Here is an 18,548-nt window from a genome sequence, read left to right on the forward strand (position 1 = left end):
TGGCATAGTTGAGGGGATGATTGGAATGAAAGAAAATAGAATTGTATTAACGCCGATGCAAGGAAAACCACTTCCTGTATATATAGAAACAATTGGTTTAAATCCGAACCAAGAAAAAATTGTTCGCCCGAATGGTTATCCGCATTTTCACTGGCTTCAAACAATTAATGGAAAAGGACGTTTTTCCATTAACAATCAAAGCTATATTTTACATCAACATAGCGGGATGTTAATACGACCGAATATTAGTCACTCGTATCAATCCGTATCTGGCAAATGGGAAACTGCATATGTGACATTTAATGGAAAAATCATCGGGGACATGCTAGCTCATGCCGGGATAAAATTAGATGCCTTTTATCAATGGGAAAGCGAAAGTCCACTTACAAATGACATCATAACTTTTATCAATCAAACAGAAAAAACGACAGATGTATTTGGTCTGCAAGCTTCTACATATATGTATCATTTTTTATTAACATTAAACAATTACGCTCGATCACAAAAACCTATCGCATCAGAGCATTTAGAAAAAATCCATGCTTTAATTCAGTGGATGCACGGTAATATATCTAATCCGAATGTTGGATTGAATGACTTTGCAGCGTACTTACATTTGTCTCCAAGAAATCTAAATAATTTATTTCGCGAAACATTTTCCATGTCTCCCTATGCATACTTTATCGATCTTCGTTTACGAACAGCAAAGCAACTACTTGTTGAATCAAAAAATCAAACAATTAAAGCCGTTGCTAAGCATGTTGGGTTTCGTTCACCTAGTCATTTTGTTGCTACATTTAGAAAACATGTGGGAATGCCACCAGAACAATTTAGAAAACTTCATTAATTAGCAACTCGACCATGCAACTTCATTACTTTTTGTCACATCTACTTGAAAATAATGATCATACGGTTATTCTTCTACAATATCAGTAACGATTATCGTTGCCCCTTCGTCGATAAGTTAGTAATAGCATGCCCCATACCTCTAGCACCACCAGTTAATACAGCGACTTTTTCATTTAAAGTTCCCACACACTCTCTCCTCCTAGACATTTTTCACCAACGATTAACTCATTTCGATACAATTCCTATTAATCACTCCTAATTATCCACAAAAATTACCAAAAAATGGACTTTTTTTCAAATTTTCTAGCATTTTTGTCAAATTTTGTAGTATAATAAGCAAATACTCCTAATTCATTGGACTTATCCATACTAACCAAGATTGGGGCTGTTTAATGCGATGAAAAAGCAAGAGTTAGAAAAACAAATTGAAGTATTAAGAATGAAAATGTATCAATGTTATCAAAATGATAATCATAGTGAAGAAGTACTCAAAATTTCCCAACAATTAGACCAGTTATTAAATCAGTCGTATAAATTGTCTTTAAAAAGAAAAGTAATGTAACGTTACTTTTCTTTTTCTATTTTTAAGAAGCTTGTTTTAATTTCATTTTAACCTAACAATCGAATATAAATTAATTTTTTACTCACAATACAGATAACGATTATTTTTTCTACGAAAGTTGTGTACAATAAATTTTTATCGATTCGTACATAGTTCTAATCTTGGGATCAACGACAAAGAACTAAGAATAGGTGTAAAAAGTGTGTAAGATGTTTTAACAAGTCGAAAAAAGTTAAAAATTTTATTTTTTTCTGAAAAACATGTTATGATGAATGTATGTCTCTTCGAATTATTCATTAGAAACTACTACAAATAGCGGTCCTTAAGCATTACTCCTCCTAAAATTCTCATCTATAAATCTATAAGCGTGTGTTCAAAAAGAGGGATAGAAGGACCATTGTTTGGGGAAGCATGTTTGATACATCTGAATAAGAATGCATTCTTATTTCTTTTCCGAACTTTTTGAACAACCCCTATTAAGTATTCGAAAGGAAGTGAAAAAATGGAGACAAAAATCGACGAAAGAGGTACGGTCTCACTACATAGAGACGTAGATTACTTAAGTGAATTACTGGACGATGTCCTACTCCATGAAGGTGGGGAAGAATTATTAGAGAAAGTTAATAAGATTCGTACGCTAGCTAAAACGTTACGGGAAACCCAAGACCCAAAAATAGAGGATCAAATCAAACAAGAAATTAGCGGTCTTGAGCCACCTTTAAGACAAAATGTTATTCGCGCATTTTCTGTAAACCTGCACCTATTTAATATTGCTGAACAAAATTACAGAAGTCGCCGTAGAAGAGAATATCAAGCGCAGGATACAGATATTATACAACCAGGCTCTCTAGAGGACGGAGTAAACAAGCTATTAGAAAATAAAGTTTCTCCGGAAATGGTTTCTAATTTATTGGAAACATTATCTTTAGAATTAATTATTACTGCTCACCCAACAGAGGCAACGAGACGAACAATTTTACAAATTCATAAGCGAATTGCAGACTTACTGAAAGCCTGGGATTACGCGTATACACGCTATGAGAAAAAAGTAATTGAAGAGACAATTATGAACGAGATTACAATTTTATGGCAAACTGCAGAAATTAGAGAGAAAAAACCTTCTGTTATGAAGGAAGTATCGAATGGGTTATATTACTTTGATAAAGTTCTATTTGATGTTCTACCAAGAATTCATCAAGATTTGGAAGATCTTTTATATGAAAAATATCAACAGCGTTTTCATGTTCCTTCCTTCCTACGTTTTGGTTCTTGGATTGGTGGCGATAGAGATGGAAATCCAAATGTAAAAGCAACAACTACATTCGAAACATTAAAAACACATCGCGCACTAGTACTTAGAAAATATATCGAGTCAGTATCTAAGTTAAGTGAATTACTTAGTCATTCAGCAAAGAAAGTTAATGTAAGTACTGAGTTAGTGGAATCAATAGAACGAGATGAATCCTATTTAGATAAATATAAATTTAATAATCGAGACGAGATTTACCGTGTAAAAATATCCATGATTATTCAAAAATTACAATATACTGCCGAGGATCATGAACATGGATACCAGCATGCGGAAGATTTATTGGCGGATTTAAAAATTATTCAAGACAGCTTATATAATCACCATCCACAAAACCCGCCTATCAAATTACTTGAGAAGGTAATTAGACAAGTAGAATTATTCGGCTTCCACTTAGCATCGTTGGACATTCGAAATCACAGTGGTGAGCATGAATCTGCACTTGCTGAGGTTTTACACTTAGTTAACATTACGGAAGATTATAAAGGGCTTTCCGAAGAAGAAAAAGTGGATGTACTTACAAAAGTATTACAAGACCCTAGACCAATGATTTCAATTTATGACACGTTTACGGAATCAACTCAAGAAGTAATCAATACATTCCGAATGATTAAACGTGCCCATGATACGTTTGGTGATCGTGCGATTGAAGTATACCTTATTAGTATGACACAATCTGTGAGTGATTTACTTGAGGTTCTTGTTCTTGCAAAAGAAGCTGGATTATACAGAGTTTATCCAGATGGAACTGTAAAAAGTAAACTTCATGTGGCTCCATTACTAGAAACCATTGAGGATTTACAGAATGGGCCGGGAATGATTAAGCAATTATTCGATATCCCATTGTATCGTGACCATTTGAACGCTAGGAATGATTTACAAGAAATAATGCTTGGGTATTCGGATAGTTCAAAAGATGGTGGAACATTAACAGCTAACTGGGAATTATATAAGGCGCAACAAGATATTCATGATATAGCATCTAGATATGGCGTTAAGCTGAAATACTTCCATGGCCGTGGCGGTTCTTTAGGACGTGGTGGCGGTCCATTGAATGCGAGTCTATTGTCACAACCTCCTGTTACATTAGGTGATGGAGTAAAAATTACGGAGCAAGGAGAAGTACTTTCCTCTAGATACTTGCTTCCAGATATTGCTTACCGTAGTTTAGAGCAAGCTACTTCTACCATGATGACAGCAATAATGGGACTAAATGATTCGAAACAAAAACAAATGCCAACACCAGAAGCTTTCGAAACGATGAGCGAAATCTCAGAAATTGCGTTGAAGAAGTATGGTTCCCTAGTATTTGAAGATGATGGATTCTTAACTTACTTCAATCAAGCAACACCTTTAAATGAGCTAGGTGAACTGAACATTGGTTCAAGACCAATGAAACGTAAGGGTAGTAATCGATTTGAAGATTTACGTGCAATCCCATGGGTATTTGCTTGGACACAAAGTCGTCAGTTATTACCAGCATGGTTTGCAGCAGGGACTGGTTTGAAGCAATTTATTGATAAAACAAATAAGCTAGAGCTTTTACAACATATGTATAATACATGGCCATTTTTCCAAGCTACCATTAACAATTTGCAAATGGCTTTAACCAAGGCAGACCTTACTACTGCTAAAGAGTATGCAGAAATGCTGGAAGATCAAGAAATCGGAAAACGTATTTTCCATAAAATAAAAGAAGAATACAATTTAACAAAAGAAATGGTATTACAGATTACTGGTCAAACAGAATTGATGGATCACAAACCAAATATTCGCGAATCAGTTAAACTTCGTAATCCATTGGTTGATCCATTAAACCTATTCCAAGTAGACCTGATTACAGATCTCCGTAAAGAAAGTGAAAGTGATAACACCGATGAACTATTAACAGAAGTGTTGTTAACGATAAACGGTGTAGCTGCTGGTCTACGCAACACAGGCTGATTCAAATTTTAACAAAACCTGAAGAAACAATTGAGAAAAGAGGCTGACCCTTTGCTTTTGGGACAGCCTCTTTTTTTATGTCAATTTTTATACATATGAATTAACTCATTTAGTATGTTTACAATTTATAAAAATAGAACAGTCTATAAGTAAATTAGCTTATCAGGTATTGCTTTTCTACTTTAATACACATAAAGAAACTGGTGATAATAATGGATTTTCATGATGTTTTTATTGAAATATTAATGTTACTAGCTGTGTCTATCTTTGTTATTGGGTTTGCTAAGCTCATTAAAATACCATACTCTATAGCACTTGTAATAGTAGGTTTAATTCTGGGCTTAACAGAGATTCCATTTTTTGAAGCATCTGAACAATTTATTACGCAGTCAAATGTTTTTCACGCGATTATCGTATCCTTGTTTTTACCCATTTTACTTGCTGATGCTACATTAAAAATGCCTATGGAACATTTTATGGAATTTAGACGTGTATCGCTCACATTAGCTTTTGTCGGTACATTTTTCACCTTTTTAATCATAGGCTTTTCCACCTATTTTTTATTAGGATTACCTATTCCTATCGCATTTACTTTTGCAGCTTTGATGAGTGCTACTGATCCAATCAGTGTTATTTCAATTTTTAAATCACTTGGAGTTAACAAAGGGCTTTCTACACTAATGGAAACTGAATCATTATTTAACGATGGGATTGCAGTAGTACTATTTAAAATAGCTTCTGTTTATTTATTGACTTATATTGAAATGGGGTTAGTTGGACTTGGTAGTGGTGCGTTACTATTTTTAAAATTTACTATCGGTGGAATCATTGTCGGTGCAATTCTTGGATATGCTTTCTCCCAGATTATTCGCATTTATGATGATTACCCGCTCGAAATAGCCTTTGCACTACTATTATATTTTGGGTGCTATTTTATTGCTGAACACTTTCATTTTTCAGGGGTTATAGCTGTAGTAATAGGTGGATTAATTTTTGGTAGTTATGGATCTAAAGTCGGGATGACTGAAACGACAAAGCAGAATATAAATGTTTTTATGGATACAATCACTGAACTTGCTAACAGTCTTATATTTCTAATGGTCGGACTAGAGATCCAAAATATTGATATGGAAAACAAATGGAACATGATATTTTCAGGTATATTGATTGTACTCATCGCAAGAACCATTTCCGTTTATGTAAGTACTTCTTTATCTAAAAAAGTACCAAGTAAGTGGAAGGTCATATTAAACTGGGGAGGATTAAAAGGAAGCTTATCTATAGCGTTAGCATTAAGCTTACCCCAAACTTTTGAAGGCAGAGATACATTATTAATACTAACCTTTACTGTTGTGCTTTTTTCTTTAATAATTCAAGGGTTAACGATAAAACCTATCATTAATAAGCTTGGTTTATCTGAGAAAAATGAGTAATTACTATTTAAACCAATTCTAATTTAAACGGTCTCAAAGAAGGTTAACGCAAATGCTAACCTTCTTTTCATTCACTTTCATTTTGGCTGTGTTAAAGTTCGGTGTTGATTTTTGACTCATCGTGTGAAATCAAGAGTCAAAAATATACTAAATATCAACACTATTCTTAAACAAATCCTTCATTTTAAAGACAACGAGAATGATTACAAGCTTATCTATTTATTAGGTGAACTAATTGATTTCCTAATGATCAATTCAGTTGATAGTTGGACTCTCTCAGGAGGAAACTGCATGTTTTCTAGACGCCATAATAGCATACTAACTGCACGTCTGCCAATTGTTTCTTTTAATACCTGAATGGATGTTAAAGGAGGGGAAACTTTTGAATGGTAATCGATATTATCAAAACCTGTGAAAGAAAAATCTTTAGGAATATCATAACCTCTATTAATCAATAGTTCCATAATAGTTGTCGCAATTTCATCATTTGCACAAACAAAAGCAGTAGGTAGACTATTATTAGATTTTAATTTATCAAAAAATGTAAGAAATTGTTCTTCAACAGGTTCATAATAGTTCATGTTAAATAAGCATTGATCTGTATTCGTAAACAGGTGATTCTTCTCTAAGACGCTTCTAAAACCTAACCACCGATCGTAAAAGCTACGCGAATATGTAATATCGCCTATAAAACATAAATTCTTATGGCCTAGGCCAAAAAGATGACTAGTTAGCTGATACACCCCATCAAAATTATCCATGAAAATCATATCCGCTTTTACAATATGATCTTCATGGTCAACCATGATAAATGGTGCATTTAGCTCACTTAGCATTAATAACATATCACTTGAAACCAAACCAACCGTAATAATACCTAGTAACGAATCAGATTTAATATGCTTCGATAGATTATTTTGACTTGATATAATCATTGTACCAATATCAAGCTCTTCAAGGTAATTAACTATTCCATTGAAAACCTTACTCCAATAAGATGATTCCTCATTTTGGTAACGGTGGTTGGGCATTACTACTAGAACAAATCCGTCATTAAATGCCTCTTTATGATGACTGTGAACACTTACACTATGTGTAGCATTATTTTTAAAATAACCTAATTGCTTAGCTACAAATAATATTTTTTGACGAGTACTTTCTTTTACACCTGGTTGATTATTTAGTGTTTTAGACACGGCATATTTGGAATAGCCTGATGCATCAGCTATCATCTGCATTGTAACTTTGTTAGCCACTTTGCCACTTCCTATCTCATTCTTTTGTTATTTTTGTTAGCGTTTTATTATCATTATATATTACTACTAATTTATCTACAAGGTCATTTCTTCTATTCTTCCTATCTCATTCACTTTTTTTAGAAAAAATCGACATTGCACGTCTTATTAGGAGTGGCTTGAAATTCATCTATATAACTTAAGAGAAAGGTGAATTTCGTTATATCCTCAGTTGTTGATTCTAGATCATGAACAATACAAGGATAGTGAATACCACCCCCCCTTCTCTTACTAGCCAATTTCCGTTTGTGAATTTCAACTGCATACATCCTTTCTCATTAAAATTATAGGTGAGTTAGTAGCTACAGTATGTTATATTAAAAGAACAATGAAATAAAACCTTTGATATTCCATGCACATTATCTTGATGAAATCTATTATATTCATTCATAATTACATGTTTTACCACTTTATGCAAAGGCTTACATAAAATATATTTACAATCTAGTTTGAGACGAAATAAGGTGAGGGGGCCGTTTTTATGTACACAGGTGTAATGGGAGGATTTTATAGAATTTCCGAGTGGATTATGAGGTTAGCTTATGTAAACATTTTGTGGATAACATTTACACTTATGGGGCTAATACTATTTGGATTCTCACCTGCAACAGTGGCTCTATTTTCAGTTACGCGCAAGTGGATCCAGGGAAGTACTGATATTCCTGTTTTTAAAACATTTTGGAAAACATACAAACAGGAGTTTATAAAGAGTAACATACTTGGCCTTATCCTTGCTGTTATTGGATATGTTTTGTACCTGGACTTTCAGTTAGTTGTTCAAACACCGAATAGCTTGCTACAATTAGCTTACTTCCCTGTAATGCTAATCATACTAATCTATTTATTAATGCTTTTATATGTTTTTCCTGTTTTCGTGCATTATGAAGTTAACATACTGCACCTGTTAAAAAACGCCCTGCTATTTACACTAATGCGTCCATTTAACACAATTACAATGGCTATTGGTGTTATTGCTGTTTACTTTCTTATGAGCGTTTTACCAGGACTAATCCCGTTTTTTGGAATAAGCCTCTTAGCATATGTACTTATGTGGTCAAGTTATCTCGCATTCACTAAACTTGAACGAAAACAAACGGAAGCACAATCTGTTTCAAATGACGTACAGGATTAAATCGGGTGGTGCCTGGCACCACCCGATTTATGTTATATTATGTCGATTCCTAATTGCGTATTTACCAGGCAGCAACAGCCCCGTCCGTGCGAGACTCTGTTCCTCCTTGTAGTACTCCTGTTTCTGGGTCTCTCCAGATAATCTGACCACGACCAAAGCTGCTAGAGTCTAAGGCTATATTGACTTCATGACCTCTTCGCTCTAATTCTTGTGCAATGTGAAGTGGGAAGTTTGGTTCTAACGTCACTTTCTTTCCTTCCATCCATTGCCACCTCGGAGCATCGAGTGCTGCTTGTGGATTTAAATGAAAATCAATTGTATTCATGATTACTTGCGTATGTCCTTGTGGTTGCATAAATCCACCCATTACGCCAAAAGGCCCAACCGCTTGATCATCCTTTGTTAAGAATCCTGGAATAATCGTATGATAGGTACGTTTCCCACCTTCTAATCGATTGTCATGCGTAGGATCCATCGAAAAATTGTGCCCACGATTTTGCATGGATATTCCTGTACCTGGAATAACTATCCCTGAACCAAATCCCATATAATTACTTTGAATAAAGGAAACCATATTCCCTTCTTCATCTGCAGCTGCAAGATAAACAGTTCCACCTTTTGGCGGTGTACCAGGCTCAGGTGTTATTGCTTCTTCACCAATTAACTCTCTTCTCTCATCTGCATATGCTTCTGATAATAAGGCATCCACCGTCACTGACATTTTATCTGGATCTGTAATGTATTTTTGACCATCAACATACGCTAACTTCATTGCTTCAATTTGCTTATGGTAACGATCAACAGAACTACTATCTGGCATGTCATAGCCCTTTAAAGTATTTAAAGCTAAAAGTGCCACTAATCCCTGACCATTTGGTGGAATTTCCCAAACATCATAGCCACGATAATTTACCTTAATTGGATTTACCCATTCAGGCTTATAAGCTGCTAAATCTTCTTTTGTCAAAAAGCCATTGAATTTATCAGAATAAGCGACAATTTTATCTGCTAGTTCTCCACGATAAAAACTTTCTGCTTTTGTTTCGGCAATGGAACGTAACGTCGCTGCATGACCTGGGGAACGCCACATTTCACCAATTTGTGGAGGCTTACCTCCGGGTGTAAAGGTTTCAAACCAGGAAGCAAACTCATCACCTGTTAATTCTTCCTTGAATTTATCGTATGCCTGGTTCCACATCTTCCCTAGAATTGGGGACACTGGATAACCATTTTCCGCATAATCAATTGCCGGTTTCAAAACTTCTGTTAAAGGTAATTTTCCAAAGCGCTCGGACAATTCAGCCCATGCTCCAGGTGCTCCTGGCACAGTTACCGGTATCCAACCATACTTCGGAACCTCTTCATACCCCTTTTCTTTCACTCCATCGATTGATATGTTTTCTGGAGACAGTCCACTTGCATTCAAGCCATGAAGTTCTCCTTTTGTCCATACAAGAGCAAAAGCATCACTACCAATACCATTTGATGTTGGTTCTACTACAGTTAAGCAAGCAGCAGTTGCTATCGCAGCATCAATAGCATTTCCGCCTTGTTTTAATATTTGAAGCCCCGCTTCTGCAGCAAGTGGCTGTGAAGTTGCTACCATCCCTTTTTTAGCAAAAGTCGTCATTCGCTGAGATGGATAAGGATGATTTAAAAAATTATGTTTCATAGATTCACACGCTCCTAGCTTATTTAGATGTCACTAGCTTACTTCTTGTTTAAGTAGTACAAAGATCTCCAAAACATTCAATGCCTGTTTTAACAGCTGGTTAAACAATAGATGTAATGTTATATTTCTTTAGTACCCATTTTGGAATAAGAAAACGAGCTGTTAATAGCGGATCTACAACTTGACAAATTTGGGTTTGTCCAACTGCACTAAACAGCATATTCAAATGACTGAATGATAAACCAACTTTGTCCTCTAATAATTTTGCCATATCAGAAACTGACATTTTCACTGCATCATCTAAAGTTTCGGCAGATGCAATTGTCCCAAAATATTCATCTGTTTCTAGAACAGGGTTAGTTAATTCCGTCTGTTTGATTACATTTAATGACACCGTCACTTTACCTGCAATTTCTAATCCAGTGACACAGACCTCCCCATCTCCCATAGCAGCATGCAAGTCACCGAGAGCAAACAATGCCCCATCCGTTCGAACAGGGAAATACAGCGTTGTACCAGTCGTAATCATTTTATTATCCATGTTTCCTCCGTGAGAGCCTGGAGTTCCATTTGATACAGGATCCCCTTCAGGCGCAACGCCGATCACACCAATCATTGGATTAAGTGGTATTTCTAAATTTTCATCAAAAATTGCTTTTCCGCCTTGAATTGGAATAATTTTCGCTTCAAATTGATCAACCTGATCTCCCAGCACACCTTTTCCTGGACTAACTGCCATAACCGCTTGATCAGACAATTCGATGTTATCAATTGTTACTACTAATACATCACCGACAGCAGCATCTTCCACATAAACAGGACCAGTAGCAGGATTTACTTTATTCCAATCCATATCGTCATAAGAAGAATCGTCAGAACTAATTTGGTTTTCAAAACAATCAAAGGTCTCAATTTCTACTTGAGACCCAGCAGCTACGCGTAAAATAGGATCATTTGTTTTACTCATTGCATAAATAGGTCGAGAACGTGCTAATGAGTAGGACATAAAACCACTCCCATGAGATAATATTTATTTTATACTAAGTGACAAGCAACTTTATGCCCGTCTTTTGTTTCTCTAAATTCTGGAATTTCTTGCTTACACTGTTCAGTTGCCAATGGACAACGTGTATGAAAACGACAGCCTGAAGGAACATTTAAAGGACTCGGAACATCTCCCTTTAACATCATTCGCTCTTTTTTCTCCTGAACGCTAACATCGGGAATGGCCGAAAATAATGCTTGGGTATAAGGGTGTTGTGGCTCTTTATAAATCCCATGTTTGTCGGATAACTCCACCAATTTCCCTAAATACATGACACCAACACGATCACTAATGTGCTTTACCACAGATAGGTCATGAGAGATAAAAATGTAAGTTAAATTGTATTTACGTTTTAATTTTTGTAGTAGATTAAGTACCTGTGCTTGGACAGATACATCAAGAGCAGATACTGCTTCATCGCATATGATCAACTTTGGTTGTACTGCTAATGCCCGGGCAATACTTACCCGCTGTCTTTGCCCACCACTGAATTCATGTGGATATCTCCAGTAATGTTCTGGATTAAGACCAACATCCTTCAAAAGCTTTTGTACATATGTTAATTCTTCTGACCTTGGAACAATCCGATGGACACGTACAATCTCACTTAACATCGCTCCGACTGTCATACGTTGGTTTAAGGAACCAAAAGGATCTTGGAAGATAATTTGGATATCTTTTCGAAGCTCTCTTAGTTGCTTGGGCTTAAACTTACTAATATCCTGACCCTCGAACAAAACTTCTCCTTCTGTAGGCGTCTGCAGCTGTAGGATTGCTCTACCCATCGTAGACTTACCACAACCTGATTCTCCAACAATCCCTAACGTTTCTCCTTGTTTCACATAGAAGGATACATCATCAACCGCTTTAACATACGTGTTATCTTTTTTAAAAAAGCTTCCACCGCCTACTGGAAAGTACTTCTTTAACCCTTTAATTTCTAACAGGTTCTGTTGTTGCTGCGGTTTCTTTTCGGCTTGCATAGGCTTCTCCCTCCTTTTTTATTTCTTCCCATCGTTGATCAAACATCCAACAACTAGCTTTATGGTTGCTTTCTGTCTCTATTAAAGGAGGAACCTCATTAAAGCATGTTGGTTGTGCATGTGGGCAACGAGTTGCGAAACGGCAACCTCTTGGCATGTTATCTGGATTAGGCACAGAGCCTGGAATAATTGGTAATTCTTCTGTTTCTTCCGTCAATTTTGGTATCGATTCAATTAAGCCTTTTGTATATGGGTGTTGTGGATTGTTAAACAGTGACTTCACATCACTATATTCCACTACTTTCCCTGCGTACATGACTAATACTTTATCAGCAACTTCAGAAACCACACCTAAATCGTGGGTAATCATCACAATTGACATGTCAAAATCATTTTTCAGGCTGTTCATTAAATCCAGAATTTGCGCTTGAATCGTCACATCTAAAGCAGTTGTTGGCTCATCCGCAATAAGAAGCTTCGGGTTACAAGCAAGAGCCATCGCTATCATTACACGTTGACGCATCCCCCCGCTTAATTCATGTGGATAGCTGTAAACGCGTTGCTCAGGAGAAGGAATTCCAACTAGTTTTAACATATCAACCGCTTTTTCCATTGCCTTTTTTTTACTAATTTTTTCGTGAAGCTGTACTACTTCGGCAATTTGCTTTCCCACAGTGTGAACTGGATTTAACGAAGTCATTGGCTCCTGAAAAATCATAGATATGTCATTTCCGCGAATTTTACTCATTTGTTTTTGTGATTTCTCCGTTAAGTCCTCTCCATCAAACAGGATTTGTCCTTCTGTCACTTTTCCTGTTTTAGGCAATAACCCCATAACAGACAGGGACGTCAAACTTTTACCACAACCGGATTCACCAACAATACAAAGCGTTTCACCTTTTTCAACTGAAAAATCAACCCCATTTAAAATGGTCGTAAAGGTTTTTTTCTTTTGAAATCCAACATGTAAGTTTTTCACTTCTAATTGACTATGCTCACTCAATCTTGTTCACCTGCCTTCTTCGATCTAGTTGGCATTTTATTTAAATAAGGAAATAAATCTGTTTGACAAACTTCAAAAACTCGGTGTAATTCTTCAACTGGAGTTGCATGTTCATCTACTCGTATATCAACAATTGGATATTCTTGTTCATGCACAACATAAAGGGCGGCAGACTGTTTTCCTCGCTTGTCTCCACCAGCATTTTGCCCTGCTTGAAGAGCCCCCAGTAACTGCTCAGGAAAATATTTATCGAAGCAGGCTTCAAATGCTTCTGCCATAGCAGCTATTGTCGCTTCTCCGACTAACATGTTACCTGCAACAACAAATTGATCTCCTACATAATGACCTGCCCATGGAACTGTATCATTTCCTGTAAATCCGGCTGTGTTACCGGTATGATCAACAATCGCGAGCTGTCTTCGTTCTTTTTCTTCATCTTTACTCGTTACTTGGCTTAACACTTCTTCTGGAGACAACCCCTCTCCAAGTAGCTTCAAGCCATCAATTCCGTAATAAGGATTCACTAATGCTTGTGTAGAAATAGCACCAACACCAGCCTTTACGTAAGGAGCTAATCCACCAACAGCAGGTCTGGCAGTACTAATTGCTACACCAAGCATCCCCGTTTTTTTACATCTTGCTGTTATCGAAAATGTATTTAACTCAAGTCCGTTCATGATAAACCTCCATATAAAATGGTTGTATGATTATTTAAGTTTCGGATCAAGCATATCTCTAATTCCATCACCAAATAGATTAATAGATAACACAGTGATAAAAATAAATATTCCTGGAAATAGTGCAATCCATGGTGCATCACTTAAATAACCTTGTCCATCGGCTAACATTGCTCCCCAACTAGGATCAGGCGGTTGTGTTCCGAGACCAAGATAACTCAAGGATGCTTCAGAAATTATCGCAGATGCAATCGCAAGTGTTGCCTGTACCATAATTGGCGCCAATGTGTTTGGCAAGATATGAATTAAAATAATTCTCCAGTCTCTTAACCCGGAGGCTTTACCTGCTTCAACATATTCTCTTTCACGGTGAGCAATTACTTCTGCTCGAATTAGCCGAATAAAGTTTGGAGTCAATACAATTCCAATCGCAATCATTGCGTTCTCCAATCCAGCTCCCAATACTGCCGCAAGAGCCAATGCTAATACTAATGGAGGGAAGGAAAGCATAGCATCGGTGAATCGCATAATAACAAATTCATCCCAAAAGCCTCGATAATATCCTGAAATTAAACCAATTGGTACCCCAACTGCTAACGCAATACCAACGGAAATCAAACCAGCTTGTAAAGAAACCTGTGCTCCATAAATAACTCGACTAAAGATATCTCGACCGATTTCATCTGTTCCAAACCAATGGTCTGCGCTGGGACTCATCATAATCTCAGAATAATTTTGTTCAATAGGATCATGTGGAACGATGACACTGGCAAAGATAGCCATAAAGATTAATAAAAAGGTAAAAAAACCACCAAGGACAGCTAATTTGTTTTGAAAAAAACGTCCCATCATTGCTTTAAACATTTCCACTCGAGGGTTAGGAATTTTTTGTTTAACATTTGCTTCTGTTGCTTGTTCCATTATTTCGTCCCTCCTGATAGTTTAATACGTGGATCTAATACACTATAAAGAATATCTACAAAAAAGTTAATGAGAATAACGGCAAAAGCCATAAACATTACTGCACCTTGTACAACAGGAAAATCGCGAGTAAGGATTGATGTGACAACGAGTTGTCCTAATCCTGGTACAGAGAAAATGGTTTCAGTAATAACAGCCCCTCCAAGAAATGTAGCCATTTGTAATCCACTTACTGTAATAACTGGAATTAATGCATTTCTTAAAGCATGGCCGAAAACGACACTTTTTTCTAACAGCCCTTTGGCATATCCTGTCCGTATATAATCCGATTGAAGCACCTCTAGTAAGCTAGAACGAAGCATCCGAGTTAATTCCGCGGATAAACGGATACCAATCGTTAGTGCAGGCATTAACATTAACAGTAAACTTCGACCAAAATCTTCCGTTAGTGGAACATAACCTGACGGTGGCAGCCAACCTAAAGTCACTGCAAATATGAAAATGAATAAAATTCCTAAGAAAAACGGTGGTACTGATACACCTGAAAGTGCAAATAAAGTACTGGAGTAATCCCAAGCTGTACCTTTACGGCTCGCGCTAATAATCCCAGCAGGAATAGCTATTAATATAGCAAAGAAAAATGATAATACAGTTAGTTCCAATGTAACTGGTATTTTTTGCATTAAAATGGTTGTTACAGCTGTGTTATCTCGAATGGAATTACCAAAATCACCTTGTAAAACATCCACTACCCAATTGAAATACTGTACTATTAATGGGTCATTTAATCCCATTTCATCACGCAATGCTTCTATTTGGTCTGGTGTCGCTTCCTGTCCTAAAACGAGTAATGCCGGATCACCAGGTAAAACATTTACCAAAGAAAATATGATAATACTTACTAAAAACAAGATAACAATCATCAAGCCAAGTCTTCGAAGTATAAATGAGACCACTTCTACACCCCCGTTGCTTAAAATATAGAGAGGATGTCCATAAGGCTTCCCTTTTTGAAAAAATTACGGGAAAGCCTGCAAGGACATCCAATTGTCAAGATTTACTCAAAGTAAACAGATTCAGTTCTTACCATTGTGTCAGCTACATGCTCAAAGCCTTTTACATAATTTTTCATCGCTTTGTAATCACGCTCGTGATACAAGAAGATGTATGGCGCATCATCCCATAGGATTTCTGATAATTGGTCATACATTGCTTTACGTTCTTCTTGAACACTAACCGTACGAGCTTCATCTAACAATCCATCTACTTCAGGATTGGAATAATTCGTATAGTTATTTGGAGCATCCGTATAGAAGAATCGATAAGCATTACCATCTGGATCAGTACGACCGCTCCAGCCTAGTCGGACTGCTTCGAAATCACCAGTACTTAATTGGTCTAACATCGTACCGAATTCAACCATTTCGATTTCCATTGTAATACCAACTTCGCTTAGCATAGCCTGCATCATTTGAGCCATTTGCTCTTCTTCTGGCTTCGGATTAATTTTTAATGTGAAACTTACATCAGTTAAACCAGATTCTTCAACTAAAGCCTTTGCTGCTTCTACATCAGCGTTTGGCTGTTCAAAGTCTGGTGCTGCCCAACTAGATGGTGCGAATGCACTAACTGCTGGTACGGCACCACCGTGGAACACCACTCGTGTAATTGCTTCACGATCAATAGCTAGATTAATAGCTTGGCGAATATTCTTGTTTGTAAATGGTTCTACTTCGGTATTCAAGTGAATTCCTTGATAACCAAGTGCGTCTTTTTCTAACAACGTAATGCTTGGATCTTCTTTTAATTTTTCAATATCTTTAAATGCAATTTTATTTAATAAATCTAACTCACCAGAAACTAGGTTTGTAACTCGGACGTTAGCATCTGGGAATGGACGAATTTCCACATTTGCAATTGCAGGCTTTTCTCTCCAGTAACCTTCATAACGGGTTAATTCAATTTTACTTTGTGCTACACGCTCCACAAACTCGTAAGGTCCAGTACCAACTGGCTGGTTTGCGAAATCATCACCAAGCTCTTCCACTGCAGTCGGTGAAACCATCATACCTGCTCTATCTGTAAGTACAGACAAGAATGGAGCAAACGGCTCGGATAATACGATTTCCACTTCATAGTCACCAAGTACATTCACTTCTTCAATCAAATTCACTTCTGATGCACGAGGTGAAGCAAAATCAGGATCTAGCATTCTTTCAAAGTTAAATTTAACGGCTTCTGCATTGAAATCTGTGCCATCATGGAACGTTACTCCTTCTTGTAACGTTAGCGTGTACGTTAAGCCATCATCAGAGATGTTCCAATCCGTTGCTAATTCAGGCTCTAATTCTAAATTTTCATTAATATCAATTAATTTGTTGTACAAGCTTTGGAACGTTTGTCGGTCAACAGCTGCAGACGAACGATGCGGGTCCAACTGTGGTGGGTCATCATCTAAGCCAATCACCAATGTATCTTTGGATTCGCTATTTGAACTACTACTGTCTTCTGATTGATTGTCGGAATCTCCTTCGCTAGCATCATTCCCATCAGTTGAACTGCTCGCTGACGAACAAGCTACCATTAGGAAGGAAAATGCTAATAGCAATGCAAATAAAAATAGTTTACGCATAAAATTTTAGCCCCCTGTTTTTTTTTTATAAATATATGAAAAGAAGTTTTTCACTTCCTTATCACCAATTAGCTATTTGTTGTATCCTGTTTGAAAAGATTCATCTTTTCAAATCTTTCGGTAACGTCTAATATATGTTCTCGCATTGCTTCTCTGGCAATTGCCTCATCGCCACTTCTGATCGCTTGATAAATTCTTTGATGATAGTGCAAGCTACTATGCTTGCTTTCTACCTTTAATAAATCTTGTTTAAAAGAGTTAATTAGATCAGAAATGAAGTTATAAACCTTTAACAAAACACTATTCCCTGTAGCCAATGCGATGGATTTATGAAACTTTTCATCAGACTCTAGGGTAGGCTTGTTTGATTCTATCGCATCAACGTGTAACGTTAATGCCTCTTCCATCATTTCCAAATCCTTATCCTTTGCCATTGTCGCTGCTCTTCCAGCCATCTCTACTTCAAGCAGTAAACGGAATTCTAGTAAATCCCTAGAAACCTCTGTATCTAATAAAGCTGAAACAACATAGGAATCAACCAAGTGATTTAATTCGATCTTTTTTACAAAAACACCAATTCCCATTCTTTTTTCCAGCACATCCATGTCAACTAACGTGCTAAGCGCCTCTCTTACAGATGATCTTCCGACATTTAAAAATTCCATTAGCTCACGTTCGGAAGGTAATTTGTCTCCTAGCTGGTATTTTCCTTGCTTGATTTCCTTCACAATGTACTCTGTTACAATCGTACTCACTTTTTTCGCCATCATTATCACCTAATTATCATTAACTGTTGTCATACCTGTCTGATGTGTAAGTATAAAAATGCTTTTCTCACCCTCCTTGTCCTACCTGTCTGATATGTATAATAATATATCACAAATATTTTAAATTGTGTGAATTTTGTAAGATTTTTTAACACTTTTTTTCGTCAATTTTTATACTAAAAAAACGTTGACCCCTTCCATGTCAACGTTCTACCAATTTACACATTTATTAAATTTTTTCAAAATGAATAAAAATTTGCAAAATAAAGCAAAGTTTTATGGAATAATGTGGAAAAAGGGGTCAGACCCCTTTCTACAGCATCT

At 36.5% G+C, this 18,548-nt stretch carries 15 protein-coding genes; 5 read left to right on the plus strand and 10 right to left on the minus strand.

All coding sequences use genetic code 11. The features are described 5' to 3' along the window. Positions 1–25: 25 nt before the first annotated feature. From JOC48_RS04070 to JOC48_RS04085, 4 genes are all read left to right on the plus strand, one after another. Positions 26–847: an AraC family transcriptional regulator gene (locus JOC48_RS04070; protein ID WP_204497774.1), complete on the plus strand. Its 822-nt coding sequence runs from the start codon at positions 26–28 to the stop codon at positions 845–847. Between the two features lie 399 nt (positions 848–1,246). Continuing rightward, positions 1,247–1,411 (plus strand): aspartyl-phosphate phosphatase Spo0E family protein, encoded by a 165-nt coding sequence (locus JOC48_RS04075; RefSeq protein WP_204497775.1) that lies wholly within the window; start codon positions 1,247–1,249, stop codon positions 1,409–1,411. 502 nt (positions 1,412–1,913) lie between these two features. After that, positions 1,914–4,664, plus strand: a complete 2,751-nt coding sequence (ppc, locus tag JOC48_RS04080; protein WP_204497776.1) for a phosphoenolpyruvate carboxylase — start codon at positions 1,914–1,916, stop codon at positions 4,662–4,664. A 209-nt stretch (positions 4,665–4,873) separates the two neighbouring features. Then, a complete protein-coding gene (locus JOC48_RS04085; RefSeq protein ID WP_204497920.1) occupies positions 4,874–6,097 on the plus strand; it encodes a cation:proton antiporter domain-containing protein in 1,224 nt (407 codons plus the stop codon). 215 nt (positions 6,098–6,312) lie between these two features. Here the strand turns inward: JOC48_RS04085 and JOC48_RS04090 are convergent, their stop codons facing one another. Next, positions 6,313–7,353: a substrate-binding domain-containing protein gene (locus tag JOC48_RS04090; RefSeq protein WP_204497777.1), complete on the minus strand. Its 1,041-nt coding sequence runs from the start codon at positions 7,351–7,353 to the stop codon at positions 6,313–6,315. Between the two features lie 520 nt (positions 7,354–7,873). On the opposite strand from JOC48_RS04090, the gene JOC48_RS04095 reads away from it, so the two are divergent. Next, positions 7,874–8,524, plus strand: a complete 651-nt coding sequence (locus JOC48_RS04095) for a YesL family protein (RefSeq protein ID WP_204497778.1) — start codon at positions 7,874–7,876, stop codon at positions 8,522–8,524. 61 nt (positions 8,525–8,585) lie between these two features. Here JOC48_RS04095 and JOC48_RS04100 read toward each other — a convergent pair whose 3' ends face one another. From JOC48_RS04100 to JOC48_RS04140, 9 genes are all read right to left on the minus strand, one after another. Next, on the minus strand, positions 8,586–10,196 hold the full coding sequence (locus tag JOC48_RS04100; RefSeq protein ID WP_204497779.1) for a gamma-glutamyltransferase family protein: 1,611 nt from the start codon (positions 10,194–10,196) through the stop codon (positions 8,586–8,588). Between the two features lie 100 nt (positions 10,197–10,296). Beyond that, positions 10,297–11,202 (minus strand): acetamidase/formamidase family protein, encoded by a 906-nt coding sequence (locus JOC48_RS04105; protein ID WP_204497780.1) that lies wholly within the window; start codon positions 11,200–11,202, stop codon positions 10,297–10,299. 29 nt (positions 11,203–11,231) lie between these two features. Beyond that, positions 11,232–12,224, minus strand: a complete 993-nt coding sequence (locus tag JOC48_RS04110) for an ABC transporter ATP-binding protein (RefSeq protein ID WP_204497781.1) — start codon at positions 12,222–12,224, stop codon at positions 11,232–11,234. Then, entirely contained in the window at positions 12,175–13,227 is a 1,053-nt protein-coding gene (locus JOC48_RS04115) for an ABC transporter ATP-binding protein (protein WP_204497782.1), read from the minus strand. Before JOC48_RS04115 ends, JOC48_RS04110 begins: the two co-directional genes overlap by 50 nt. Further along, positions 13,224–13,904 (minus strand): DUF1028 domain-containing protein, encoded by a 681-nt coding sequence (locus tag JOC48_RS04120; protein ID WP_204497783.1) that lies wholly within the window; start codon positions 13,902–13,904, stop codon positions 13,224–13,226. The genes JOC48_RS04115 and JOC48_RS04120 overlap by 4 nt, the downstream gene beginning before the upstream one ends. A 30-nt stretch (positions 13,905–13,934) precedes the next feature. Beyond that, a complete protein-coding gene (locus JOC48_RS04125) occupies positions 13,935–14,825 on the minus strand; it encodes an ABC transporter permease (protein ID WP_204497784.1) in 891 nt (296 codons plus the stop codon). Beyond that, positions 14,825–15,781 carry an ABC transporter permease subunit gene (locus tag JOC48_RS04130; RefSeq protein ID WP_204497785.1) on the minus strand — a complete coding sequence of 319 codons (957 nt, stop codon included), beginning with the start codon at positions 15,779–15,781 and terminating at the stop codon, positions 14,825–14,827. Before JOC48_RS04130 ends, JOC48_RS04125 begins: the two co-directional genes overlap by 1 nt. Before the next feature lie 101 nt (positions 15,782–15,882). Further along, positions 15,883–17,457 carry an ABC transporter substrate-binding protein gene (locus JOC48_RS04135; RefSeq protein ID WP_204497786.1) on the minus strand — a complete coding sequence of 525 codons (1,575 nt, stop codon included), beginning with the start codon at positions 17,455–17,457 and terminating at the stop codon, positions 15,883–15,885. A 68-nt stretch (positions 17,458–17,525) separates the two neighbouring features. Continuing rightward, the gene (locus JOC48_RS04140) at positions 17,526–18,224 is read right to left on the minus strand and encodes a FadR/GntR family transcriptional regulator (RefSeq protein WP_239584182.1); all 699 of its coding nucleotides are present in this window, start codon (positions 18,222–18,224) and stop codon (positions 17,526–17,528) included. Positions 18,225–18,548: the final 324 nt, after the last annotated feature.

The sequence above is a fragment of the Aquibacillus albus genome, assembly GCF_016908325.1.
GTDB lineage: Bacteria > Bacillota > Bacilli > Bacillales > Amphibacillaceae > Aquibacillus_A > Aquibacillus_A albus.

Bases quoted from the DNA above. Each gene is read 5' to 3' on its own strand.
- JOC48_RS04120 (WP_204497783.1), bottom strand. From the start codon at position 13,904: ATGAACGGACTTGAGTTAAATACATTTTCGATAACAGCAAGATGTAAA.
- ppc (WP_204497776.1), top strand. From the start codon at position 1,914: ATGGAGACAAAAATCGACGAAAGAGGTACGGTCTCACTACATAGAGAC.
- JOC48_RS04075 (WP_204497775.1), top strand. From the start codon at position 1,247: ATGAAAAAGCAAGAGTTAGAAAAACAAATTGAAGTATTAAGAATGAAA.
- JOC48_RS04100 (WP_204497779.1), bottom strand. From the start codon at position 10,196: ATGAAACATAATTTTTTAAATCATCCTTATCCATCTCAGCGAATGACG.
- JOC48_RS04140 (WP_239584182.1), bottom strand. From the start codon at position 18,224: ATGGCGAAAAAAGTGAGTACGATTGTAACAGAGTACATTGTGAAGGAA.
- JOC48_RS04135 (WP_204497786.1), bottom strand. From the start codon at position 17,457: ATGCGTAAACTATTTTTATTTGCATTGCTATTAGCATTTTCCTTCCTA.
- JOC48_RS04070 (WP_204497774.1), top strand. From the start codon at position 26: ATGAAAGAAAATAGAATTGTATTAACGCCGATGCAAGGAAAACCACTT.
- JOC48_RS04105 (WP_204497780.1), bottom strand. From the start codon at position 11,202: ATGTCCTACTCATTAGCACGTTCTCGACCTATTTATGCAATGAGTAAA.
- JOC48_RS04095 (WP_204497778.1), top strand. From the start codon at position 7,874: ATGTACACAGGTGTAATGGGAGGATTTTATAGAATTTCCGAGTGGATT.
- JOC48_RS04125 (WP_204497784.1), bottom strand. From the start codon at position 14,825: ATGGAACAAGCAACAGAAGCAAATGTTAAACAAAAAATTCCTAACCCT.
- JOC48_RS04110 (WP_204497781.1), bottom strand. From the start codon at position 12,224: ATGCAAGCCGAAAAGAAACCGCAGCAACAACAGAACCTGTTAGAAATT.